The following is a 23,690-nucleotide window of genomic DNA, read 5'->3' as shown; positions in this document are numbered from 1 at the left end:
CTTCACCGCCACAAGGATCCGCCCGTGCAGATCGCCCGCCGCCTGCTGGTTCTGGCGCTTGCCACCGCCCTTCCGATGACCGCGTTCGTGGCCGCCCCCCGCGCCGCGCATGCCGCCGGGGAGGCAGCTGTCGCCCAGGACGGTCCTTTGACCGGCGAGGTGGTGAGCCGCTGGCTCGACAGCTGGCAGGCGTTCACGGCCTGGTCGGGGGCTCTGCCGCCGGATCGGCGCGCGGAGATTGGCCAGGCGATCCGCGATCATCGGGCCGCGACGCCGACGCAGCCGGGCCGAGATCTTGCGGCGATGACCGCCGCGATCGAGGGCATGCCGGAATGGCACGAGGCCTCGGCCATGATGATGAAGCGCGGTTTTGCCGATCTCGCTGCCTGGGCCGCGACCGGCGACCGGATCATGCAGGCTTATCTGACGCTCGATTACGACAGCGCGGCATCGGTTGCCGCGCGGGCCGAGCGCGATGTCCTGAGAACGCGGATCCGCGACAGCGACCAGCTGACCGACGCCCAGAAGCAGCAGCTGCTGCAGAGCTACGGCCCGTCGGAAGAGATGAACCGCCCGGTGATGGCGATCCCCGCGGCCGAGCTGGAGGCGGTGCGGCCCCATATGGAGCGGCTGCGTGCGCTCCAACCCCAGGGATAACGGCAGTCGGATGACCGCCGCCCTGCGCCGCATCCTTGGCCTCGTCACGGCCGCCTATGGCGGCTATGCGGCCTTTCTGCTGGTCGAGGTGCTGGATTTCCTGGCCCTGCTGCGTGCCCCGCCTCAGGGGATGCATGCGACCTACGACATCGTCGACGTCGCCTTTTTCATGGTCGAACTGACCGTCTGCGGCCTGCTCGCGCTGGTCTTCCTCACCCTCAGACTGGCGGGGCGCCCCGGCTGGCTGCTGGCGGCAGCCTGCGCCGCTCTGACGCTGGGCCGGGCCTGCCTCGGCTGGTATCTCTACCTCCATATCGGCTCGGCCGAACAGATCACCCCCTTCATCTACAAGGACGCCAATGCCTTCAGCGGCATGGCGCGGATGATTTTCGTGCCCGGGCAGGTGGTGCTTGGGGTGGTTGCGACAGTGAAGATGCTGCGTGACCTAAGTAATAAGATGGATTGACCATTTATTCTCTACGTATAATTTCTGTTTCCGATTGATATATATGGATGTATATTTCAAAAAGTGGCCCTGAAAGGCTCGAATATATATAGTCCAGCGGCATCTTGATGTGCGATTATGCCGCGTCGAGAGAGTGTAAAGTGTAACTTTACACACGACGGCACAGGCGATCGGGTATATCATGCTCATCAGGAACATTCTTCACAAAGGTCTGCGCCGCTTCGTCCAGTCGGATGATCCATCAGGTCTCGACCCTGCCGTTCTCGGAAAACTCCGACGAATGATCTCGTTCCTGCAGGCCATGTCTCATGAAGATGAGCTTCTTGCCGTCGCCAGCTGGAAACCTCATCGACTGTCCGGTGACCGGAAGGGAAGCTGGGCATTGTCGGTGACTCGCAACTGACGGCTAACATTCTATATCGACGACGATGCAGTCGAAATTGTCGATCTGAACTATGAGGATTACCATTGAGGAGCCGGCATCATGCACCGTCCTGAAGGTCTGAGACTGAAGTCGCCGGCCCACCCCGGGGCCTTCATCCGTGAAGACATCATGGCCGGTTATGAACTGACCGTGACAGATGCTGCGCGCATTCTTGGTGTCACCCGGCCGGCACTGTCGGCGCTGGTCAATGAGCGGGCGCGCCTGTCCCCTGAGATGGCGCTGCGGATCGAAAAGGCGTTCGGTGTGGCGATGGAGACGCTGATGCGGATGCAGATGGCCCATGACATCGCCGAAATGCGCAAGGCCGGGGGTGCGGTGAACGTCGCTCCGTTTGCCGCCCCTGGCGAGAGGCCTTCTGCCTCTGCGGAAAGTGGCAAGGCCTCCATCCCGTCGCCCCGATCCGATTGACAATCCTCCCGATCGTTCCGACCTGTCTTGAGACATGATTACGGGTATTGTAACTCTGGGTTGAGGGCGGACCCATGGTTGCGTCCGGGCATATGCGGCCGGCTAAAGAATCCGGCGCCGGTTCGCGGCGTGACTGTTGATCCGGGGCGCGTGTCCTGGGATAGTCGAACGGCCGGTTGACGTATACGGAAACCGGTTTTGCCGTTGGGGGACGGCTCATCAAGGAAGCGGTACGGGGTCCGGGCCGGGCAGGGGCGGGCACCGGGGTCGCGACAAGGTCTCGGGAGGACCAATGACACAGATGATGGGTGCCGGGATCGATCCCGGCGGAGCCGAGCCGGTCTGGTTGCGCAAATATCCTGCCGACGTGAACTGGCGCAAGACGATTTCGCCCGCGCCGCTGACATCGCTGATGGATCACGCGGTCAAGACCTTCGCGGATCGGCCGGCGGTCGACTTCCTGGGCAAGATCCTGACCTTCGGCGAGATCGGGCGGATGGTCGGCCAAGCCGCGAAAGGGCTGCAGCAGATCGGCGTGAAGCCCGGCGACCGGGTGGGGCTGTTTCTGCCCAACACCCCCTATTCGATCGTTTACTACTATGCGGCGCTGACCATCGGCGCCACGATCGTCAACTTCAACCCGCTCTATGCGCTGCGCGAGATCGAGCATCAGGTTAATGACAGCGGCACCCGGGTGATGGTGACGCTGGACCTGGCGGTGGTCTACGACAAGGTTCACGAGCTGCTGGGCAAGACCTGTCTGGAGCGGATCATCGTCTGCCCCATGGCCGGCGTGCTGCCCTTCCCTAAGAACCTGCTCTTCCCGCTGGTGAAGGGTAAGGAGATCGGCAAGGTCGAAAAGAGCGCCCGGATCGTTCAGCACAAGGCGCTGATGCAGAATGACGGGCGCTATGCCCCGGTTCAGATCGACCCTGAAACCGCAGTGGCGGTGCTGCAGTATACCGGCGGCACCACCGGCCTGCCCAAGGGCGCGATGCTGACCCATGCCAATCTGCACGCCAATGCCCGGCAGCTGGAGGCCTGGTTCCCGGATGCGCGTCCGGGGCAGGAGCGCACCATGGTGGTGCTGCCGCTGTTCCATGTCTTCGCGATGACGGTCTGCATGAATTATTCCGTGCTGGCCGGCGCCTGCATGATCATGCTGCCGCGCTTCGAACTGGACCAGGTGCTGGAAACGCTGGCGAAGAAGAAGCCCAGCCTGTTTCCGGGCGTGCCGACCATGTACACGGCCATCGCCCATCATCCGAAGATCCGCGCGTTCGATCTCTCGTCGATCAATTACTGCCTGTCGGGCGGTGCGCCGCTGCCGCTGGAGGTGAAGCAGACCTTCGAAAAGCTGACCGGCTGCACCCTGGTCGAAGGCTATGGTCTGACCGAGACCTCGCCCGTCACCCATTGCAACCCGTTCAACGGCATCAGCAAGGAAGGCTCGATCGGCCTGCCCATGCCGGGCACCACGATCGAGATCGTCGATCTTGAGGATGGCGAGACCGTGCTGCCCCAGGGCAGCCGCGGCGAAATCTGCATCCGCGGGCCCCAGGTGATGGCCGGCTACTGGAACAAACCGGAAGAGACCGCAAAGACCATGGCCGGCGGCCGGCTGCACACCGGCGATGTCGGCTATCTGGACGAGGACGGCTATGCCTTCATCGTCGACCGGATCAAGGATCTGATCATCGCCGGCGGCTACAACGTCTATCCGCGCATGGTGGAAGAGGCGGTCTATCTGCATGATCTGGTGGAGGAATGCACCGTCATCGGCATTCCCGACGAATATCGCGGCCAGACGGTCAAGGCCTTCGTGAAGCTGAAGGCCGGCGCCCATCTGACCGCGGCCGAACTGACCGCCTTCCTGAAGGAGCGGCTGTCGCCGATCGAGATGCCCAAGCAGATCGAGTTCCGCGACGCCCTGCCCAAGACCCTGATCGGCAAGCTGTCGAAGAAGGAACTGGTGCAGGAGGAGAAGGAGAAATACGAGGCGCGCCGCAAGGCGGCCGGTTGAACGGCGTGATCCGGAGTTAGTTGACGTTTACGTAAACGTCAATTAACATGCCCGGGTCGGGATGGCACACAGGCGAAGAGCCGCACAGGCGAAGAACCGGGCCCGGGGCAGTGGCACCGCCCCCGAGGCCCGCCGGGCCTGTGCACAAGCGGGGGAGCGCATGCCGGACACCTTCACGATCACCCAGCTGGCCGAGGAGTTCTCGATCACGCCCCGGGCGATCCGGTTCTACGAGGATCAGCACCTCATCAAGCCCGCACGGGAGGGCATGAACCGGGTCTATTCCTATCGCGACCGCGCACGGCTGAAGCTGATCCTGCGCGGCAAGCGGCTGGGATTCAGCCTGGCGGAGATCAAGGAGTTCCTGGACCTCTACGAGGCCGACCGCACCCAGGTGGAGCAGCTGCGCCAGCTGCGCAGTGCGGTCACCGAGCGGATGGAGCAGCTCCAGGGCCAGCTGAGCGACCTGATGGTGACCCTCGACGAGCTGCGCGACATCGAGGCCCAGGTGCTGGCGGCGCTTGCCGTCAAGGGCGTCGATGCCGCCGGCTGATTGGCGGATGTCGCCAGAGGCATCGCGGAACCGTCATTGTTCCCGCGCCACCATGTAAGACCACATGTCCAAGAAACCACGCGCGCCGGCGAACCGGCGCACGGGAGAGACAATCCAGGAGCCGAGGGCCCCCATGAAGAGCGTCGTGATCGCGGGCTATGCCCGTTCGCCTTTCCACTTCGCGCGCAAGGGCGCGCTGACCAAGGTCCGTCCGGACGATCTGGCAGCCCAGGTGGTCAAGAGCCTGGTCGAGCGGAGCGGCATCGATCCCGAGACGATCGAAGACCTGATCCTGGGCTGTGCCTTCCCCGAGGGTGAGCAGGGCTTCAATGCCGCCCGTCTGATCGGCCTGCTGGCCGGCCTGCCCCAATCGGTGGCAGGTGCGACGGTCAACCGCTTCTGCGGCTCGTCGATGCAGTCGGTGCACATGGCGGCGGGCGCCATCCAGCTGGGTGCGGGCGAAGCCTTCATCGCGGCCGGCGTCGAATCGATGACCCGCGTGCCAATGATGGGCTTCAACCCGGCGCCGAACCCGGTGCTGGCCGAGATGATGCCCGGCGCCTATATGCCGATGGGCATCACGGCCGAGAACGTCGCCGAGAAGTGGCAGATCAGCCGCGCTGCCCAGGAGGAATTCGCCGTCGCCTCGCATAAGAAGGCGGCCGCAGCGCGCGAGCAGGGCCGGTTTGCCGACGAGATCGTCGCGATCACCCAGAAGAAGGGCCCGGCGGTCGATGCCGACGGCTGCATCCGTCCCGACGCCTCGGTCGAGGGTCTGGCCGGGCTCGACCCCGCCTTCAGGAAGGATGGCGTGGTCACCGCCGGCACCTCGTCGCCCCTGACCGACGGCGCCTCGGCCTGCCTGGTCTGCACTGAAGAATATGCGGCGAAGAACAACCTCACCCCGCTCGCCCGCATCCGCTCGGTGGCCGTTGCCGGCTGCGCACCCGAGATCATGGGCATCGGCCCGGTGGCGGCCAGCCGCAAGGCGCTGGACCGCGCCGGCGTAAAGGCCGGTGATCTGGACGTTGTGGAGCTGAACGAGGCCTTCGCCTCGCAGGCGCTTGCCTGCATCCAGGATCTGGGCCTCGATCCGGCGCGGGTGAACCTGGATGGCGGCGCCATCGCCCTCGGCCATCCGCTGGGCGCTACCGGCGCCCGCATCACCGGCAAGGCGGCGGCGCTGCTGAAGCGGGAAGGCGGGCGCTATGCGCTGGCCACCCAGTGCATCGGCGGCGGCCAGGGCATCGCCACGGTCCTCGAAGCGCTCTGACGCAGGAACCAGACGGCTGTCCCAAGCGACCGGAGATGCTTTGAGATGACTGCAATCAAGAAGGCGGCCGTGATCGGCGCCGGCGTCATGGGCGCCGGCATCGCGGCCCATATCGCCAATGCCGGCGTGCCGGTGGTGCTGCTCGACATCGTGCCCAAAGGCGCCGAGAACCGGAATGCGCTCGCCGAGGGCGCGGTCCAGAAGATGCTGAAGACCAAACCCAAGAGCTTCATGCATCCGAGCCGCGCGAAGCTCGTCACCACCGGCAATCTGGAAGACGATCTGGGCCAGCTGGCCGATGTCGACTGGATCGTCGAGGCGGTGATCGAAAACCTCGACATCAAGCGCCGGCTCTATGCGACGCTCGACGAGGTTCGCAAGCCCGGCTCGATCGTGTCGTCGAACACCTCGACCATTCCGCTCGGCCTGCTGGTCGAGGACCGGTCGGCGGCGTTCAAGGGCGATTTCCTGATCACCCATTTCTTCAACCCGCCGCGCTATATGCGTCTGCTGGAGCTGGTCGCCGGCCCCGAGACCCGGCCGGATGCGGTGGAGACGATCCGCGCCTTCGGCGACCATGCGCTCGGCAAGGGCGTGGTCGACTGCAAGGATACCCCCGGCTTCATCGCCAACCGCATCGGCACCTTCTGGATGCAGGCGGCGGTGACCGAGGCCATGGACCGCAAGCTCGATGTCGAGGCGGTCGACGCGCTGCTCTCGAAGCCGGTCGGCATTCCCAAGACCGGCGTGTTCGGGCTGATCGATCTGGTCGGTCTCGACCTCATGCCCCATGTCGCCGCCAGCATGAAGGCGACCCTGCCGGCCGATGACGCCTATCACGCCATCTACCGCGACAGCGACCTGTTCCGGAAGATGATCGCCGAGGGCTATACCGGCCGGAAGGGCAAGGGCGGCTTCTACCGCCGGCGCAAGGACGGTGGTCAGACCGTTCAGGAGGCGCTCGATCTTTCGACCGGCGAATACCGGGCGAAACGCAAGCCCGATCTCGCCAGCATCCGTGCCGGCGCAAAGGATCTGCGCGCGCTGGTCTCGCACGAGGATGCCGGTGGCGCCTATGCCTGGGCGGTGATCTCGGCGGCGCTCTCTTACACCGCCGATCTGGTCGGCGTGATCGCCGACGAGGTGCCGGCGATCGACGAGGCGATGCGCCTCGGCTATGGCTGGAAATATGGTCCGTTCGAGCTGATCGACCGCATGGGTGCCGGCTGGTTCGCCGACCGGCTGACGGCCGAGGGCCGCAAGGTGCCCGAGATCCTGGCCGCCGTCGCCGGCAACGGGACCGGCCGCTTCTATCGGGTCTCGGACGGCGTGCTCGAATTCGCCACCCGTGCCGGCGGTTATGCCCCGGTGCCGGTGCCGGAAGGCGTGCTGCGTCTCTCCGACGTCAAGCGGCGCTCGAAGCGGGTGGACGGCAACGGGTCGGCCAGCCTGTGGGATCTGGGCGACGGCGTGCTCTGCCTCGAATTCCACACCAAGATGAATGCGATCGATCCGGGCGTGCTCGAGATGGTCGCGAAGTCGACCGAGATCGTGCGCGGCGGCTACAAGGCGCTGGTGGTCTATAACGAGGCCGACAACTTCTCGGTCGGCGCCAATGTCGGCCTTGCGCTCTTCGCCTCGAACATCGCCGCCTGGGACATGATCGACGGCATGATCCGCATGGGCCAGGAAGCCTACAAGGCGCTGAAATACGCGCCCTTCCCGGTGGTCGGCGCGCCGGCCGGCATGGCGCTGGGCGGCGGCTGCGAAATCCTGCTCCATTGCGATGCCGTCCAGGCCCATGCCGAGACCTATATGGGCCTGGTCGAGGTCGGCGTCGGCGTGGTGCCGGGCTGGGGCGGCTGCAAGGAGCTGCTGTTCCGCTGGATGGCCAACAAGCGCCGTCCGGGCGGCCCGATGCCGGCGGTGGGCCAGGTCTTCGAAATGGTCTCGACCGCGAAGGTGTCGGAAAGCGCCGACGAGGCGCGCGACATGCTGCTGCTGCTCGACCGCGACCGGATCACCATGAACCGCGACCGGGTGCTGGCCGATGCCAAAGCCCGCGCGCTGGAACTGGCCGAGGGCTACCAGAAGCCCGAGGCTGCCGAAATCTCGCTGCCCGGCCCATCGGCACGGGTGGCGCTGGAGATGGCGGTCGACGGCTTCTTCCAGCAGGGTAAGGCCACGCCGCATGATGTGGTGGTCTCTGGCGCGCTCGCCCGGGTGCTGTCCGGCGGCGACACCGACATCACCGAGACGCTGCGCGAGGATGACGTGACCCGGCTGGAGCGCGAGGCCTTCATCTCGCTTCTGAAGACGCCTGCGACGCTGGCCCGGATCGAGCACATGCTCGAAACCGGCAAGCCGCTGCGCAACTGAGCCCTGCGGAGAGGAGACCGATCCCATGGCCGCAACCTACAAGGCACCGCTGCGCGACATCCGCTTCGTGCTGCACGACGTGCTCGACGTCTCGCGGATTTCCCGGCTGCCGGGCTACGAGGATGCCACCCCCGACATCTTCGATGCCGTGCTCGAAGAGGCGGCGAAGATGTGCGAGAACGAGCTGTTCCCGCTCAACCGCCCGGGCGACGAGGAAGGCTGCACCTTCGAGAACGGCGTGGTGCGCACGCCCCGTGGCTTCAAGGAAGCCTATGCGACCTTCATCGAAGGTGGCTGGACGGCGCTTGCCACCCATCCCGAATATGGCGGGCAGGGTCTGCCCAAGACGCTGAACTTCGTGGTCGAGGAGATGATCTGCTCGGCCAATCTCGCCTTCGGCATGTATCCGGGCCTGTCGGCCGGCGCCTATAACGCCATCGCCGCCCATGCCTCGGACGAGCTGAAGGCGCGCTACCTGCCCAAGCTCTCCGACGGCACCTGGTCGGGCACCATGTGTCTGACCGAGCCGCATTGCGGCACCGATCTGGGGCTGATCCGCACGAAGGCGGTGCCGGCCGATGACGGCAGCTTCCGCATCACCGGCACCAAGATCTTCATCTCGGCCGGTGAGCACGATCTGACCGAGAACATCATCCATCTGGTGCTGGCCAAACTGCCGGATGCGCCTGAGGGTACGCGCGGCATCAGCCTGTTCCTGGTGCCGAAATTCATCCCCGACGCCAATGGTGCGCCGGCGGAGCGCAACGGCGTCGCCTGCGGTGCCATCGAGCACAAGATGGGCATCAAGGCATCTGCCACCTGCGTGCTGAACTTCGATGATGCGGTCGGCTGGATGGTGGGCAAGCCTCACCGCGGCCTGCAGGCAATGTTCACCATGATGAATGTCGCGCGGCTCGCCGTCGGCATGCAGGGGCTGGGTATCGGCGAGGCGGCCTATCAGGGCGCGGTTGCCTATGCGCTGGACCGCACGTCCGGCCGCGCGCTGACCGGCACCAAATATCCCGACCGATCGGCCGACCCGATCGTGGTTCATCCGGATGTGCGCCGCAATCTGATGACCATGCGCGCGCTGAACGAAGGCGCGCGGGCGCTGTCCTACTGGATCGGCACCGAGATCGACGTCTCGCATCACCACCCCGATCCGGCGGTGCGGCAGGAGGCGGATGATCTGGTCCAGCTGATGACCCCGATCATCAAGGCCTTCCTCACCGATCTGGGTTTCGACAACGCCAATCGCGGCGTGCAGATCTATGGCGGCCACGGCTATATCCGTGAGCATGGCATGGAGCAGTATGTCCGCGATGCCCGCATCACCCAGCTCTACGAGGGCACCAACGGCATCCAGGCCATGGATCTGGTCGGCCGCAAGCTCTCGGCCGGGATGGGCCGGCTGCTGCGCCGCTTCTTCCATCCGGCCGATGCCTATATCGCGGCGAAGAAGTCTGATCCGGCGCTGAAGGAGTTGATCGGCCCCTTCGCCAAGGCTTTCCAGCGCCTGCAGCAGGCGACGGCCGGTCTGGCACAGAAGGCCATGGCCAATCCCGACGAGGCGGGGGCCGCGGCCTCGCCCTATCTGCGCATGTTCGCCCTGGTCGCGCTCGCCTTCATGTGGGCGAAGATGGCCGAGGTCGCGACCGTGAAGATCGCCGCCGGCGAGGATGTCGACTTCCACCAGCGCAAGCTCAAGACCGCCCGCTTCTTCATGGAGCAGGTGCTGCCCGAGCATCTGGCCGCCTTCGCGGTGGCCATGGCCGGCGCGAAGACCGTGATGGCGATGGCCGACGACGAGTTCTGATCGTCACCATCGGCGTCGACAGACGACACCCCCGCCGGGAGACCGGCGGGGGTGTCGTCGTCTGTGGGATCCGCGATTACGGATGCTTGAACGAGGGCAGGCGGCTCAGCCGATCGGTATAGAAGGCTCGGGCATCGAAGGCGCTTTCGGGCTCGGGTGTGTCCGGTTTCAGGCTCAGCGGATTGCCGCCGATGATGAAGCTGAAATCGGTGCCGCCGAGCTGGGCATTACCGTGGCAGCCCATGCAGCCGCCCATCTGATAGGTGGTGAACGACGTATTTCCGGGATTGCGGAGGTAGATGTTCTGGAAATTCTGCTGGTTGCCGCCGTCCGGATAGGTGGTCGGCGCATTGTCGGCATGGATGCGGCCATTGAACTGCTGCAGGGTGTAGTCGGTTTCGACCGTGATATTGGCTTGATAGAAGGCGCTACGCAGCTTCGGGCTTATGAAATTGGTGTTGTTGTAGGGGAGCGCTTCCGAACGGTTGAACGGCACCACCTGGACATTGATCAGCTTGTAGTTCAGCCAGGGCGTTGAAGTGAGGCCCTTATCGGCGATGTAGGACCGGATGCTGTTCTGGAAGCTGGTGTTGATCTGCTGCAGCGTGTAGTTGATCGGCTCATAGCGGGTATTGACGCAGAGATTGCCGCCGACCGGCGTGCCCGGCTGAACCGAAGGGTCGCCCGGCGGCAGTTCCTGGAAATAGAGCCGCTTCTGCGGGCTGTTGCAGAACTGGTTGCCGTCCAGCGACACCACGAAGGGGTGGGTGGGGTTGTCCTGATAGGCGAGATAAGGCGTCGTGGGCGTGGCGCCGACCGGCTGCTGCACGATTTTGCCGCTCGCATCCTCGATCGGCGTGCCGTCGGGCTGCAGGATGTTGTCGGCCTGTTCGAAGGTCGCGAAGATGAAATAGGGCGCGCTCGGGGTCTTTTGGATGATGTGGAGCGCAACCAGACCCCATTCCGCCTCCCACCAGCAGGGGTTGCCGTCGGGTCCCGGCTCGTAATAGCGCACCGTGTTGGTGTGGAAGCGGTTGGACTTCAACTCGTGATCCAGCAGCGGCCGCCAGGCGGATTTGACCTCGATCGTCCCCGGGTTCAGCGTGACGACCTGGTTTTCAGGGGCAGGCTTGCCCGCGGCCACGCCGGCCTTCCAGGCGGCGATGCGCTGTTCCAGCGGCGTGGTGCCGTCGGTGCCGATATACCAGAGCCGGTTGGTGACGATGTAGTCGAATTCCGCCTTGTTGGCCTTGGCCAGATAGCGGATCAGTGAGGGCGCGCTGTTGGGGCTGGCGGGTGGCGTGCCGTCCAGAAGGCCGGCATGCATGGTGGTAAGGCCGATCTGGCTGGTCTCGTCCAGATTGATCCAGGCCGGCTGGGCCACGGCGGGCTGGCCGGGGCAGGCCGGCACCTTGCCACCGGCGCCGAAGATCGCCGGCGAATAGACATAGGATGGCGGCGTGCTGTAGCCCCAGGGATCATTGCTGCCGGGCGGCACGCCATGGGGCGGATCGTTCGGCGAATTGCTGCCCGGGAAGATCTCGATCTTGTGACGATAGGTCTCCCAGACCAGAGGGCCGGCATTGGGGTCGCCGAAGGTTGCTGACGGGTCGGGCGTGTCGCGCACCACCTGGCCGTTCTGCTTCAGGGCCGGCCAGTTCAGGGCGATGAATTCCTGCCAGGCGAAATAGGCGGCATCGACCAGATTGGCCTGGGCCGCCCCGCCATTCACATCGGCAGGCGGCGTGGGCGACAGGCTGTCGGCCTGAAGCGGCGGCAGGGTGACGGCGGTTGATGTGCCGGCCGGTTCATAGGTGATCGTCTGGGCCAGCGCCGCGCTGCTGCAGAGCAGCGGCAGGGCGCAGGCGACGAAGCGGGCTGTCTTCATGGCGGCTCGTCCTGTTTGTGTCGTTGGCGCCGACCAGAATATTCCCTCAGAAGTTTATCATCGATTCAATTGTTCTATTTTGGATGAGGTTTGCATCTCCACCAGGACCGCCGGTAGAGGGGATTTACGTCACAAATATGTATGAAGTGTGATCTATGTACATTTTTTCCTGCAGGGCAGGAAATCGCATATCATGTCGCGATCTGTGATGAAAATCTCAGACAAGGGTCGACATTCTGAGTCATGAGTCCCAAAGAAGAGGCTGCTCTTCCAGGTTATGCATTTGTGACAACTGTCATGTTTCCCCGGAGAGCCGGGAAGGTGGGCATGTGCCGTCGATTCCACCTTCCTGGCCGTCTCTGGTGATTACGGAAGGACCTGTCGATGATGTCCGCTCCCCAGCATCCGCCGCTGACCCGGCCGGCACCTCCGCCCCAGCCGGCCTTCGTCGACGCTTTTCCCCATGCCCTTCCGGACGCTCTTTGCGACCAGTTGATCGCCCGTTTCGAACAGGACGAAAGCCGTTTCGCCAGCCGCACGGCTGCGGGCCAGAGCGCCAACCGCAGCGGCGTGATGGCCTCGATGGAAGGGCCGCATTGGGACGACCTGATGGCGCCGGTGGAAGCGGCGCTCTACAAGGCCCTCGGCGCCTATGCGCAGAAGTACCAGTCCGTGATGCGGATGACCGCGCCGTCGAACCACCGGATGAGCGTGCCGATCATCGAGAAGATCGAACCCGGCCAGGGCTTCGGCTGGCATATCGACGCCGGCCCGCGCGACACCTATGACCGCTTCGTTTCGGCGCTCTGCTATCTGCGCACGGTGGAAGAGGGCGGGCACACCGAATTCCCGTATCAGCAGGTCGCTATCAAGCCGACCAAAGGCCTGCTGGTCCTGTTCCCGCCCTTCTGGACCCATCTCCACCGCGGCGCACCGCCGGTGCGCGGGGTAAAATACAATCTGACCTGCTTCTTTCTGCGCACGCCCGACTGGCAGGCGGTGTGACCTTCCACCCGCAGATCACCCCGGCACGGCCGGAATGTCGATCCTGAGATCCGGTTCGTCGTGGATGAAGGTCAGCTGAAAACTGGCCGAGACCTCGCGGTCCGGGGCATGGCCGGCGGCGATGGTCGCGTCCAGGGCGGCGGCGGCTTCGTCGGTCAGGGCCAGGTTGAGATCGGCCAGCCGGCTGCGGAGCGGCACCAGACCGCCCGCGGGCAGGGTGAAACGCAGCGTGGTCATCTTGTTCGAGAACTGGTTGTGGCCGTCGATCCAGCCCCCGGCGGCGCCCACGGCATCGGCGACCTGATCCGTCGCCAGATGGCGGTCGCGCCGCGTGACGGTTGCAAGACGCAGGAAGAGGTGGCGTTGCGACATCGGCCGGCTCCGCGCATGGTATCATCCGACGGCCAGTCTATATCAGGCGGTCGGGATGTGGAGCTTTGCGAAAGAGGCCGGGCATGGCGATCGACGTCGGGGATATCTGCCGCTGGATCCTGGACACCGGCCTTGCCGGAGACGGTGAACAGGCGCTGCTGAACGGCACGGCCGAGCGGTTGCGGGCGGCGGGTGTGCCGTTGACCCGCGCCAACATGGTCTGCGACACCCTGCACCCGATCCTTGAAGGGCATGCCTTTCGCTGGCGGTCCGGAGAGGATGAGACGGCGGTGATCGCCTATGGCCGCGACCATGATCCGGACAGCTGGGCGAACAGCCCGTTCAATCATCTGGAGCAGAGCGGCGCGCCGATGTTGCTGCGCCTGCTGTCGCCGGCGACCGACAGCGAATTCAGCTATCTGGCCGAGCTGCGCGCCGAGGGCCAGACCGGCTATCTGGCCACCATCGTCCGCTTCGGCGGCACCGGGGGCGACGGGATTGGTGTGGGTGGCATGGAATGCGTCTACGTCTCGTGGATCACCGATCATCCGGATGGGTTCGGCGAGGCGGAGGTGGCGGCGGTGCTGGCGATCATGCCGTCCCTGGGGCTGGCGATGCGCGCGGCCTCGCTCTCCGGCATCGCTCATACCATCGCTCGCACCTATCTGGGCCGCGACGTCGCCCGCCAGGTGATGTCGGGGCGGATCGTGCGCGGGGTCGCTGAAAAGCGCGACGCCGTGCTGTGGTTCAGCGATCTGCGCGACTGGACGCGGATCAGCGGCAGCCTGCCGCCGGATCAGGTGATCCCATTCCTGAACGACCATGTCGAACCGGTGGTCGCCGCCATCCATGCCGAGGGTGGCGAAGTCCTGAAGTTCATGGGCGACGGCATTCTGGCCGTCTTCCCTGCCGACGACCGTCATGCGGCCGCGGAACGGGCGCTGGCCGCCGCCGCTGCGGCCCGGCAGGGCCTCGGCGATCTGGCGCGAATGCGCGAGGGGGCGGACCTGCCCTCCACCGGGCTATATCTCGCCCTGCATGTGGGCTCGGTTTTCTATGGCAATGTCGGTGGCCCCGACCGGCTGGATTTCACCGTCGTCGGCCCGGCGGTAAACGAGGTCGCCCGCATCGCCGCCATGTGCCGCTCGGTCGATCGCAGCCTGCTGTTGTCGCAGGCCTTCGTCGATGCGCTGGACGGGGCGGACCAGCAGGTCGCCTCGGTCGGCCGCTTCGCGCTCCGCGGCGTCGAGGTGGTTCAGCACCTCTACACCCCGGACGCCTGATTAAACAAGGCTTGTGTGTTTTTCTCTGGGATTTCTACCGGAAGGTTTCTGCCTGGCCCGGGCTGAGCCTATCTCTGGTGAGATTGTCCCGGCATCAATGCAGGCATCACCTTTATTCACATCGGATTGCGTTGCAATTCTCGGCATTGGCCGTATATATGATCTCCGTGTGTGGATTAAGCCGCGAAACAACAACGTCGTCGCGGATTGCCCCTTCACCGACGGTCCCCGCAGCCGGCGGTGAGCAGGAGTTCGGGTCATGAGCTTGCATGTGATTTCCGCCAACCGCCTGACCGACGGCGTCGCCGTCTGGCTGAACCAGGCCGGTGACTGGGTGGAACGGGTGGATGGTGCCGCCGTCTTCGACCGCGACACGCTGGAGGCCGGGCGTGCGCTTGCGGCCGAAGGTGAGCGTCGTCAGGAGGTCGTCTCGGTGGCCGAGGCGCCGGCCCAGGTGGACGGCGACCGCCCGGTGCCGACCACCCGGCGGGAGAGCATCCGCAGCCGTGGCCCCAGCGTGCGTGCCGATCTGGGCAAGCAGGCGGGGGAGACCGGCTGGCCGCCGGCGCCGCCGGTGACCGACGCCCCCCGGCCGCAGCATCGCGCGACCGCCGGCATCTACAATTACGACGAGCAGGACCGCGCTTTCCTGAAGGATCGCGCCGAGGTCTTCCGCCGTCAGGTGGAGCGCCGCATCGCCGGCGAGCTGACCGAAGAGGAGTTCCGCTCCTTCCGGCTGATGAACGGCCTCTATCTGCAGCTGCACGGCTATATGCTGCGGGTGGCCGTGCCCTATGGCGTGCTGTCCTCCGACCAGATGCGCCAGCTGGCCTATGTCGCCCGGGTCTATGACCGGGGCTATGGCCATTTCACCACCCGGCAGAACATCCAGTTCAACTGGCCGCGGCTGGTCGACACGCCCGACATTCTCGAGGTGCTGGCCGATGCCGACATCCATGCCATCCAGACCAGCGGCAACTGCATCCGCAACGTGACCACCGATCAGTTCGCGGGGGCGGCCGCGGACGAAGTGGTCGATCCACGCATCTTCGCCGAAATCCTGCGCCAGTGGTCGACCGACCACCCGGAATTCACCTTCCTGCCGCGCAAGTTCAAGATCGCCATCACCGGCAGCCCGAATGACCGGGCAGCCGTGCGGCTGCACGATATCGGCGTGCTGGCGAAGCGCAATGCGGCGGGCGAGATCGGGTTCGAGATCCATGTCGGCGGCGGGCTGGGCCGCACGCCGATCGTGGCAACCAGGGTTGCCGACTGGGTGGCGGTGCCGGATTTCCTGCGCTACATGGAAGCGGTGCTGCGGGTCTATAACGCCCTCGGCCGGCGCGACAATCTCTACAAGGCCCGGATCAAGATCCTGGTCCGTGAGACGAAGCCCGAGCGTTTCCGCGAGATGGTCGAGGAAGAATTCGCGGCGATGGATGCCGAGGGCTACCGGCTTGAGCCGGAGGTGGTCGAGGCGATCGCCGCCCGCTTCGTCGACCCGGATTTCGAGACCCTGCCGGCCGTTTCCGATGCCTTCGAGCGCGCGAAAGCCGCGGATCCGGCCTTTGCGGCCTGGGTGCGGACCAACACCAACCCGCACAAGCAGCCGGGCTACATCTCGGCGGTGATCTCGCTGAAGCCGGTGGGCGGCATTCCGGGCGATGCCACCGATGCGCAGATGGACCTGGTCGCCGATCTCGCCGACCGGCACTCCTTCGGCGAGATCCGCGTGGCGCATGAACAGAACCTGGTTCTGCCCCATGTCCGCCAGGACGCGCTGTACGCGCTGTGGCAGGCCTTGCAGGGCACCGGGCTCGAGACCGCGAATATCGGGCTGGTCAGCGATATCATCGCCTGCCCGGGCATGGATTACTGCGCACTGGCCACCGCCCGCAGCATCCCCGTCGCCCAGCGGATCGCCGAGCGCTTCGCCGATCTGGACCGGCAGCACGATATCGGCCGGCTGACGCTGAACATCTCGGGCTGCATCAATGCCTGCGGCCATCACCATATCGGTAATATCGGCATTCTGGGCCTGGACCGGGGCGGTGTCGAAGCCTATCAGATCACGCTGGGCGGTGCGGCGGACGAGCAGGCGGCCGTGGGGCAGATCCTGGGCCCGTCGGTCTCGTATGAAGACGTGGTCGATGCGATCGAGACCATCGTCAACGTCCATGTCGCCCGCCGCGAGGCCGGCGAGACCTTCATCGACACCTATCGCCGCATCGGCATCACCCCGTTCAAGGAAGCGCTCTATGGCTCTGCTAAATGATCAGGGGCAGCCGATCGCGGATCGCTGGCAGGTGGCGGCCGAGGGCGAGGCGGTAACCTCGCCCGAAACCATCCTGCCGCTGGCCCGTTTCCTGGCCGCCCGGGCCGGCACGCCAGAGATTGCAGGCGACGAGCTGGCGCGCGGCGTGGCGCTGGGGGCGGATGCCCGGCCCGAGCGGCTGCGCGAGGTGCTGGACGCCATCGATCTGGTGGTGATCGATTTCCCGAAATTCCGCGACGGCCGCGGCTTCACCATTGCCCGCACGCTGCGTGAGCACATGGGCTATGAGGGCGAGATCCGCGCCCATGGCCATGTCCTGCCCGACCAGTTCGTCATGCTGCTCGATTGCGGCTTCACCACGGTTGCGGCACCGGATGACCGGCCGATTGCGCGCTGGGCCGAGTTCCTGGTGCTGCAGCCGCATGGTCCCGAGCCGGCGCGGCCGGTTCAGCTCTTCCGCCGCCTGGTCTCGGGGCGCGCCTGAAGGCCGATGAACGCCTAAAGACAGGATGTGTGACCGGCCCGGAATCGGCTATGATCCGGGCCGGTTCGCATTTCCCGGGACGTATTGCCTCATGAGCCTGTCTGACCCTGCCATCTGCCGTGCCGTTCTCCCGAGCCGGAGGACCCGCGCATGACCGCGCTCGCCGCTTTCTGGCAGTTCGACGGCAACACGGATGGTGATGCCGCACTGACCCGGATGCTTGCTGCGCAGGCCATCTACACCCCGCATGCCCGGCCAGGGGCGGGGGATCAGATGTGGGGCGACGACCGGATCACCATCGGGCTGCGGCTCAACCCGTCGCTGCCCGAAGACATTTACGACCGCCAGCCGGTGGAAGGCGCCGGCGGCCGCTTCGTGATGGTGGCCGATCTGCGCCTGGATAACCGCGAGGATCTGGCGCAGGAGCTGGGCATCAGCGCCGACCGGCTGAAAACCATGGCGGATTCGGATCTGGCCATGGCGGCGTTCGAGCGCTGGGAGCTGGACTGCGTCCACCATTTCTACGGTGATTTCGCATTCGTCGTCTGGGATACCCGCGAACGCCGCCTGCTGATGGCCCGCGACCATCTGGGCGCCATGCCGCTGCACTACCACGCCGGAACCCTGCCCGGCGGTGGCCGGTTCTTTGCCGTGGCGAGCATGCCCCGCGGTCTGCTCGCACTGCCCTGGCTGCGCATGGCGCCCGATATGGAGCGGCTCAACGGCTTCCTGGCTCTGCTGCCGGAGCTGGGGACCAATTCCTTCTTCGAAGGCATCGAACGCCTTCTGCCCGGCCACCGTGCGGTGGTGACGGCCGATGGCGGCGTCCGTGCCGAGCGCTGGTGGAACCCCGCGCCGCTGCCGCTTCGCCTGTCCAGCCGTGACGAATATGCCGAGGCCCTGCGCACTGAACTGGACCGGGCGGTGCGTTGCCGGCTGAGAGGCGCGGGCGACAAGGTGGCGACCCATCTGAGTTCCGGGCTCGACAGTTCGTCGGTGACGGCCACGGCCGCGCGTCTGATCGCGCCAGGTCGGGTAACGGCCTATACCTCGACGGTCCGCCCCGGCTATGACGACCGGTTCGTCGATCGTGACCGGATGGCCGATGAATGGCCGCTGGCCTCGGCGACCGCCCGGCTGTATCCGAATGTCGATCATGTGCGCGTGATCAACGACGGCACGTCACCAATGGAGATGCTGGGGACGGGCTTCGAATTCATGGACCGGCCGATCCTCAACCCCTGCAATCATGTCTGGATCCATCAGATCAACGACATGGCCCGGAAGGCCGGGCATCGCGTCGTGCTGTCGGGGCAGATGGGGAATATGAGCCTCAGCTATGACGGCTATACCTTCTATCCCCAGCTCTTTCTGTCCGGGCGGCTCCTGCGCTGGTTCAAAGAGGCGCGCGGCCATGTCCGCGCCGGCGGGCAGTGGCGGTGGCGGGGCATGCTGGCGCAGTCCATCGGCCCGGCCTTGCCGGCAAAGGTATGGACCGGGCTTATGAAGCTGGCCGGTCGGGATACCGACCTTGCCAACATTTCCCTGCTGCACCCGGACAAGCGGGCCCGGGCCTTCGAAGCGGCGAAGAAGGCCGGTTTCGACCTCTCCTATCGCCCAAGCCTCGACAGCATCGAATTGCGTCTCAGGGTGTTGCGACGCATTGACGGCGGAAACTATCACAAGGGCACGCTGGCCGGCTGGGGGCTGGACAGCCGGGATCCGACCTCGGATATCCGTCTGATCGAGTTTGCGATGCGGGTGCCGGACGAGATCTTTGTCGAGAATGGCGGCGGGCGTGCGCTCGCGCGCCGCGCCATGACCGACCGTCTGCCACGCGAGGTGCTGGCGGAGCGTCGCCGTGGTCTGCAGGCACCGGACTGGCATGAAGCCCTGACGGCCAAGCCGGAGCTGTTGGACAGCACGGTCGAGGGCATTCTGCGGTCACCGGCTGCCTGCGAGATGCTCGACACCGAACGGCTGAAGCAGCTGCGCGACAAGATGGCGACCACGGATCTCCGCAAGCGCGGGGCGATGTTCGCCTATCGCCTGGCCATGCTGCGCGGCACTGCCGTCGGCGATTTCATCCGGCGGGCCTCGGGCGCGAATTGACGCGCCTCACCCCGCCAGCGGATCGATCAGGATCACCCGCAGATGGTGACGACCTCGATATCGGTGGCCGGCACCCGGATGACGGAGCTGGGGCTCGATTCGGCGTTTATCGGCACATGAAACCGACCGGAAGTTGATGCAGATCAAGGTATTGATTTTTGTGACAGGGTAAACGAAAGATGAATGCGACCCCTGCTGTCGCACCGCCCCCCTGAGGTGGAGGAAACAGCCATGACCGCCAGCCCCTCGACATCCGCAGCACCCGAGACGGCGCTTCTGCCGCCGGTGTCTTTCGACACCATGATGACCGGCGGCCGCGAGGCCGTGGAGACCTGGTTCCAGATCAACCGCGCGGTCGTAGATGCGGCCGGGCGGATCGCACAGGAATACGGCCGCTTCGTGATGGGGCGGCTGAATGACGACTTCGCCAGCCAGAAGCAACTCGGCGCCTGCCGCACGCCGGTGGACTTCATCGAGATGGCGAACGGCTTCGCGCAAAAGGCCGTGCGCGACTATATGGACGAGGCGACCCGTCTGACCGCGCTGGCGACCGAGGCCTTCTCGGCCGCGGCCGTCACGCCCGCGCCGTCGGCTGCCCGCCGTCAGGCGGCCGACTGATCACAGCCCCGCCTTGCGCCTTCCGGGGCCCGGCCCGTCGCCTGTGCAGGCGGCGGTGCCGGGCCTCGTGACGTTTATCCCCTGCATGCGTCTGCCGCAGATGCTATAACGTCGGGCGAAAGCAGCCTGCCTTGCGGCGGGTGGCGGTCGCATCGAGGGGCCGGCTTGTACCAGAGGGGTCCTTCGGGCGACCCCTGGTGGTGGAATATTGCCAAGCGAGCGTTTGCTTTTCACGCTGGCCGGTCGATCTTTCCAGTCATCTGCATCCCTCTCCCACGGCCCCGAGCCTTCTCCAAGGCCCCGAGACTTCGAGGACATCCATGTTCGGTTACACGGCACCCATCCGCGACATGCGCTTCGTAATGCGCGAGATCGTCGACATCGAAGGCCTGTCGCAGCTTCCGGGCTGCGATGCGGCGACCCCCGACACCGTGGACGCCATCCTCGAAGAAGCCGGCAAGCTGGCCGGCGGCGTGATCGCGCCGCTGAACCGCACCGGCGATCAGACGGGTTCCAAGGTCGAAAACGGCGTGGTCCGCACGCCGGAAGGCTGGCGCGAGGCCTATCGCCAGTTCGTCGACGGCGGCTGGAACTCGATCCCGTTCGAGCCGGAATTCGGCGGCCAGGGTCTGCCGATTACGGTCGCCTCGGCCTGCGCCGAGATGTGGAATTCGGCCAACATGGCCTGGGGCCTCTGCCCGCTGCTCACCATCGGTGCGGTCGAGGCGCTGACCGCCCACGGCTCCGACGCGCAGAAGCAGACCTATCTGGAAAAGCTGGTCTCGGGCGAGTGGACCGGCACCATGTGCCTGACCGAGCCGCAGGCGGGTTCCGATCTGGCGCTGCTGCGCACCAAGGCGGTGAAGCAGGATGACGGCACCTATGCCATCACCGGCACCAAGATCTTCATCACCTATGGCGAGCACGACCTGACCGAGAACATCGTTCATCTGGTGCTGGCGCGCACCCCGGATGCGCCGGCGGGGGTGAAGGGCATCTCGCTGTTCATCGTGCCCAAATTCCTGGTCAATGCCGATGGCACGCTGGGCCAGCGCAACGACCTGCGCTGCGCAAGCCTGGAGCACAAGCTCGGCATCCATGGCAGCCCGACCGCGGTGATGCAGTTCGGCGACGGTGGCGGTGCCACCGGCTATCTGATCGGCGAAGAGAATCGCGGCCTGCAGTACATGTTCACCATGATGAACAATGCCCGGCTGAATGTCGGCATTCAGGGCTATGCGATCGCGGAACGCGCCTATCAGCAGGCGCTCGCCTATGCGCAGGAGCGCCGCCAGGGCCGCGCTGCCGGCGCCGAGGGTGCGGCACCGCTGATCATGCATCCGGATGTGCGCCGCAATCTGATGCTGATGAAGTCGCAGACCGAAGCCGCCCGTGCGCTCGGCCTTTACACCGCCGCGATGATCGACCGCGCCCGCCATACCGAGGATGCGGATGCCCGCCGCCAGGCCCAGCGCCGGGTGGAGGTGATGATCCCGATCGTGAAGGGCTGGTCGACGGATCTCGGCTTCGAGCTGGCCTCGACCGGTGTCCAGATCCATGGCGGCATGGGCTATGTGGAAGAGACCGGCGCCGCCCAGCATCTGCGCGACGCCCGCATCTGCCTGATCTACGAGGGCACCAATGGTATTCAGGCCATGGATCTGGTCGGCCGCAAGCTGTCGATGGACAATGGCCAGTCGATCAAGGCGCTGGTCGCCGAGATGGGCGCTGCCGCTGACGCGCTGAAGGCGGTGGAGGGCGACGATGCCGCGACCATCGCCGCCGCGCTGGCCGAGGCGGTGGCTGCCGCCGACGATGCCACCGACTGGCTGATCGCCCGGGCCGGCAGCGATGCCCAGTCCGTGCTGTCTGGTGCCACCGCCTATGCCCGGCTGATGGGCACGGTGGCCGGCGGCTGGATGATGGCGATCTCGGCCGCGGCCGCGATCCGCGGTCTTTCGGAAGGTGCCGACGATGCGGCCTTCCTGGAAGCGAAGCTGATCACCGCCCGCTTCTATGCCGAGCAGGTCCTGCCGCTCGCGGCCGGGCTTGCCCGCACCGTCAAGGCCGGCTCGGCCTCGATCATGGCGCTCAGCCCCGAGCAGTTCGCGGCCTGATCGCCAGGAACATGCGCATGCACCGGGGCCGTGGCGGGCGACCGCCAGGCCCCGGCTGCGGCGCGGTTTTCCAAGGCGGCCGCCCAGAAGCCGCGGGAAAGCCTGTGCCGCAGACGACGACGGTCCGAACGCCCGCAGAGGCGGGGGCCGGGATCTGAGAAGACGGATCTGTCTGACGAGGGGGAGGTGATGCAAGGAAAGGCCAAGACATGGATCGTGCCGCCGGGGTCGTCTATCCCCTGACCACCCGCCCGGAGCCGGGGCAGAGCCTGGAGGTCGCGCCGGGCGTCTTCTGGGTCCGGATGCCGCTGCCCTTCGCGCTCAACCACATCAATCTCTGGCTGGTCGACGGGCCCGAGGGCTGGACCGTCGTCGATACCGGTATCAACACCCGCATGACCACCGATCTGTGGGAGCAGGTGTTCGAGGCGACGCTCGGCGGCCGGCCGGTGGTCGACGTGGTCGTCACCCACTACCATCCCGACCATATGGGTCTGGCCGGCTGGATGGTGCGCCGCTGGGAGGGCGCGCGTTTCCATGCCTCGCTGGGTGAATGGCTGATGGCGCGGGCGGTGTGGTTCGAGGTCGCCTCGGGCGCCCATGACGCCAGGCTCTCCTATTACCGCAAGGCGGGGCTGACCACCGACGAGATCGAGGGCATCCACGGCCGCACCAGCGGCTATCGCAAGGGCGTATCGGAACTGCCGCAAAGCTTCCTGCGCATGAGCCGCGAGGCGAAGGTCGCCTTCGGCGGCGACGAATGGCAGGTGCTGATCGGCCGCGGCCATGCCGTCGAGCATGTCTCGCTCTATTCCGAAAAGCGCAAGGTGCTGATTTCGGGCGATCAGGTCCTGCCCCGGATCAGCCCCAATGTCGCGGTCTGGCCGACCGAACCCGACGGCGACCCGCTGGCGATGTTCCTGGCCGACATGCCGCAATTCCTTGAACTGCCCGAAGACACGCTGGTGCTGCCGGCCCATGACGCGCCGTTTTATGGCCTGCATCACCGGGTCGAGGCGCTGGCCGCCCATCACCACGACCGGCTGGACGCGATCCTGACCGCCTGCCGCGCCGGGCCCTGCACCGTGCGCGACACGTTCCCGCTGCTGTTCGGCAACCGCAAGCTGGATGCCCAACAGCTGGTCTTCGCCACCGGCGAGGCGCTGGCCCATATCAACAATCTGGTCCACCGCAACGCCATCCGCCGCGAGACCGGCGAGGACGGCATCTGGCGCTTCGTCGCCGTCTGACCGGCGCCGATCCGGCCGGGTTCCACCGGTGCAATCTATCCGTTTGCGGCCAGCCCGCGCCCCTGGACCTCCGGGGACGCGGGCTGTCGCTTTTACGGCGTGGAAATCTTCTTACCCGTGGGTAATGTCGATTGACACCTACCGGACAGTTTCCTAGCCTGAAGGGACGGGAGTGGTTCTAAAATAATAAAGACCGCCCCGCGAGGGAGGGAGACATTACCGGTGAACGGTCACCATCGACGGCACGGATGCGCCCGTGCCGGGGA

The 23,690-nt window shown here is 65.8% G+C and carries 19 protein-coding genes; 17 read left to right on the top strand and 2 right to left on the bottom strand.

What is annotated here, in order from left to right:
• Nucleotides 1-24 precede the first annotated feature (24 nt).
• From TMO_RS27750 to TMO_RS27715, 9 genes are all read left to right on the top strand, one after another.
• On the top strand, nucleotides 25-657 hold the full coding sequence (locus TMO_RS27750; protein WP_014748389.1) for a hypothetical protein: 633 nt from the start codon (nucleotides 25-27) through the stop codon (nucleotides 655-657).
• A 10-nt stretch (nucleotides 658-667) separates the two neighbouring features.
• Nucleotides 668-1,123: a hypothetical protein gene (locus TMO_RS27745; protein WP_014748388.1), complete on the top strand. Its 456-nt coding sequence runs from the start codon at nucleotides 668-670 to the stop codon at nucleotides 1,121-1,123.
• 181 nt (nucleotides 1,124-1,304) lie between these two features.
• Nucleotides 1,305-1,526, top strand: coding sequence for a type II toxin-antitoxin system RelE/ParE family toxin (locus tag TMO_RS30990; protein ID WP_322111275.1), 222 nt, complete (start codon nucleotides 1,305-1,307; stop codon nucleotides 1,524-1,526).
• A gap of 81 nt (nucleotides 1,527-1,607) precedes the next feature.
• Complete coding sequence (locus TMO_RS27740; protein ID WP_014748386.1) at nucleotides 1,608-1,976, top strand: HigA family addiction module antitoxin; 369 nt, start codon at nucleotides 1,608-1,610, stop codon at nucleotides 1,974-1,976.
• A gap of 292 nt (nucleotides 1,977-2,268) precedes the next feature.
• Nucleotides 2,269-3,999: a long-chain-fatty-acid--CoA ligase gene (locus TMO_RS27735; protein WP_014748385.1), complete on the top strand. Its 1,731-nt coding sequence runs from the start codon at nucleotides 2,269-2,271 to the stop codon at nucleotides 3,997-3,999.
• A gap of 160 nt (nucleotides 4,000-4,159) precedes the next feature.
• Entirely contained in the window at nucleotides 4,160-4,552 is a 393-nt protein-coding gene (locus TMO_RS27730; protein ID WP_014748384.1) for a MerR family transcriptional regulator, read from the top strand.
• A 133-nt stretch (nucleotides 4,553-4,685) separates the two neighbouring features.
• Nucleotides 4,686-5,825 carry a thiolase family protein gene (locus TMO_RS27725; RefSeq protein WP_014748383.1) on the top strand — a complete coding sequence of 380 codons (1,140 nt, stop codon included), beginning with the start codon at nucleotides 4,686-4,688 and terminating at the stop codon, nucleotides 5,823-5,825.
• Nucleotides 5,826-5,870: 45 nt separating this feature from the next.
• Nucleotides 5,871-8,204 carry a 3-hydroxyacyl-CoA dehydrogenase/enoyl-CoA hydratase family protein gene (locus TMO_RS27720; protein ID WP_014748382.1) on the top strand — a complete coding sequence of 778 codons (2,334 nt, stop codon included), beginning with the start codon at nucleotides 5,871-5,873 and terminating at the stop codon, nucleotides 8,202-8,204.
• A gap of 25 nt (nucleotides 8,205-8,229) precedes the next feature.
• On the top strand, nucleotides 8,230-10,020 hold the full coding sequence (locus TMO_RS27715) for an acyl-CoA dehydrogenase C-terminal domain-containing protein (protein WP_014748381.1): 1,791 nt from the start codon (nucleotides 8,230-8,232) through the stop codon (nucleotides 10,018-10,020).
• Between the two features lie 76 nt (nucleotides 10,021-10,096).
• Here TMO_RS27715 and TMO_RS27710 read toward each other — a convergent pair whose 3' ends face one another.
• Nucleotides 10,097-11,908 carry a hypothetical protein gene (locus TMO_RS27710; RefSeq protein WP_014748380.1) on the bottom strand — a complete coding sequence of 604 codons (1,812 nt, stop codon included), beginning with the start codon at nucleotides 11,906-11,908 and terminating at the stop codon, nucleotides 10,097-10,099.
• 384 nt (nucleotides 11,909-12,292) lie between these two features.
• Between TMO_RS27710 and TMO_RS30075 the strand changes: the two genes are divergently transcribed.
• Entirely contained in the window at nucleotides 12,293-12,913 is a 621-nt protein-coding gene (locus TMO_RS30075; protein ID WP_014748379.1) for a 2OG-Fe(II) oxygenase family protein, read from the top strand.
• A 15-nt stretch (nucleotides 12,914-12,928) separates the two neighbouring features.
• Here the strand turns inward: TMO_RS30075 and TMO_RS27700 are convergent, their stop codons facing one another.
• Nucleotides 12,929-13,285: a hypothetical protein gene (locus TMO_RS27700; RefSeq protein ID WP_014748378.1), complete on the bottom strand. Its 357-nt coding sequence runs from the start codon at nucleotides 13,283-13,285 to the stop codon at nucleotides 12,929-12,931.
• Between the two features lie 83 nt (nucleotides 13,286-13,368).
• Here TMO_RS27700 and TMO_RS27695 point away from each other — a divergent pair, with 83 nt between their 5' ends.
• The 7 genes from TMO_RS27695 to TMO_RS27665 all read left to right on the top strand — a co-directional run bounded on the left by TMO_RS27695 (nucleotide 13,369) and on the right by TMO_RS27665 (nucleotide 23,424).
• On the top strand, nucleotides 13,369-14,568 hold the full coding sequence (locus tag TMO_RS27695) for an adenylate/guanylate cyclase domain-containing protein (protein WP_014748377.1): 1,200 nt from the start codon (nucleotides 13,369-13,371) through the stop codon (nucleotides 14,566-14,568).
• A 259-nt stretch (nucleotides 14,569-14,827) separates the two neighbouring features.
• Nucleotides 14,828-16,843 carry a DUF2849 domain-containing protein gene (locus TMO_RS27690; protein ID WP_014748376.1) on the top strand — a complete coding sequence of 672 codons (2,016 nt, stop codon included), beginning with the start codon at nucleotides 14,828-14,830 and terminating at the stop codon, nucleotides 16,841-16,843.
• On the top strand, nucleotides 16,827-17,327 hold the full coding sequence (locus TMO_RS27685) for a DUF934 domain-containing protein (protein WP_014748375.1): 501 nt from the start codon (nucleotides 16,827-16,829) through the stop codon (nucleotides 17,325-17,327). The genes TMO_RS27690 and TMO_RS27685 overlap by 17 nt, the downstream gene beginning before the upstream one ends.
• Before the next feature lie 150 nt (nucleotides 17,328-17,477).
• Nucleotides 17,478-19,439 carry an asparagine synthetase B family protein gene (locus TMO_RS27680; protein ID WP_014748374.1) on the top strand — a complete coding sequence of 654 codons (1,962 nt, stop codon included), beginning with the start codon at nucleotides 17,478-17,480 and terminating at the stop codon, nucleotides 19,437-19,439.
• 231 nt (nucleotides 19,440-19,670) lie between these two features.
• Nucleotides 19,671-20,057, top strand: coding sequence for a phasin family protein (locus TMO_RS27675; RefSeq protein ID WP_014748373.1), 387 nt, complete (start codon nucleotides 19,671-19,673; stop codon nucleotides 20,055-20,057).
• A 320-nt stretch (nucleotides 20,058-20,377) separates the two neighbouring features.
• Nucleotides 20,378-22,174: an acyl-CoA dehydrogenase gene (locus tag TMO_RS27670; RefSeq protein ID WP_014748372.1), complete on the top strand. Its 1,797-nt coding sequence runs from the start codon at nucleotides 20,378-20,380 to the stop codon at nucleotides 22,172-22,174.
• Between the two features lie 209 nt (nucleotides 22,175-22,383).
• Complete coding sequence (locus tag TMO_RS27665) at nucleotides 22,384-23,424, top strand: MBL fold metallo-hydrolase (RefSeq protein ID WP_014748371.1); 1,041 nt, start codon at nucleotides 22,384-22,386, stop codon at nucleotides 23,422-23,424.
• Nucleotides 23,425-23,690: the final 266 nt, after the last annotated feature.

This window comes from Tistrella mobilis KA081020-065 (genome assembly GCF_000264455.2).
GTDB lineage: Bacteria > Pseudomonadota > Alphaproteobacteria > Tistrellales > Tistrellaceae > Tistrella > Tistrella mobilis.
The sequence above is the reverse complement of the archived record's forward strand: the minus strand, read 5'-3'. Positions and strand labels throughout refer to the sequence as shown.

Coding starts and splice junctions, on each gene's coding strand:
- TMO_RS27725 (WP_014748383.1), top strand. CDS start 4,686: ATGAAGAGCGTCGTGATCGCGGGCTATGCCCGTTCGCCTTTCCACTTC.
- TMO_RS27715 (WP_014748381.1), top strand. CDS start 8,230: ATGGCCGCAACCTACAAGGCACCGCTGCGCGACATCCGCTTCGTGCTG.
- TMO_RS27680 (WP_014748374.1), top strand. CDS start 17,478: ATGACCGCGCTCGCCGCTTTCTGGCAGTTCGACGGCAACACGGATGGT.
- TMO_RS27710 (WP_014748380.1), bottom strand. CDS start 11,908: ATGAAGACAGCCCGCTTCGTCGCCTGCGCCCTGCCGCTGCTCTGCAGC.
- TMO_RS27690 (WP_014748376.1), top strand. CDS start 14,828: ATGAGCTTGCATGTGATTTCCGCCAACCGCCTGACCGACGGCGTCGCC.
- TMO_RS27720 (WP_014748382.1), top strand. CDS start 5,871: ATGACTGCAATCAAGAAGGCGGCCGTGATCGGCGCCGGCGTCATGGGC.
- TMO_RS27700 (WP_014748378.1), bottom strand. CDS start 13,285: ATGTCGCAACGCCACCTCTTCCTGCGTCTTGCAACCGTCACGCGGCGC.
- TMO_RS27685 (WP_014748375.1), top strand. CDS start 16,827: ATGGCTCTGCTAAATGATCAGGGGCAGCCGATCGCGGATCGCTGGCAG.
- TMO_RS27670 (WP_014748372.1), top strand. CDS start 20,378: ATGTTCGGTTACACGGCACCCATCCGCGACATGCGCTTCGTAATGCGC.
- TMO_RS30990 (WP_322111275.1), top strand. CDS start 1,305: ATGCTCATCAGGAACATTCTTCACAAAGGTCTGCGCCGCTTCGTCCAG.
- TMO_RS27730 (WP_014748384.1), top strand. CDS start 4,160: ATGCCGGACACCTTCACGATCACCCAGCTGGCCGAGGAGTTCTCGATC.
- TMO_RS27675 (WP_014748373.1), top strand. CDS start 19,671: ATGACCGCCAGCCCCTCGACATCCGCAGCACCCGAGACGGCGCTTCTG.
- TMO_RS27665 (WP_014748371.1), top strand. CDS start 22,384: ATGGATCGTGCCGCCGGGGTCGTCTATCCCCTGACCACCCGCCCGGAG.
- TMO_RS27740 (WP_014748386.1), top strand. CDS start 1,608: ATGCACCGTCCTGAAGGTCTGAGACTGAAGTCGCCGGCCCACCCCGGG.
- TMO_RS30075 (WP_014748379.1), top strand. CDS start 12,293: ATGATGTCCGCTCCCCAGCATCCGCCGCTGACCCGGCCGGCACCTCCG.
- TMO_RS27745 (WP_014748388.1), top strand. CDS start 668: ATGACCGCCGCCCTGCGCCGCATCCTTGGCCTCGTCACGGCCGCCTAT.
- TMO_RS27735 (WP_014748385.1), top strand. CDS start 2,269: ATGACACAGATGATGGGTGCCGGGATCGATCCCGGCGGAGCCGAGCCG.
- TMO_RS27695 (WP_014748377.1), top strand. CDS start 13,369: ATGGCGATCGACGTCGGGGATATCTGCCGCTGGATCCTGGACACCGGC.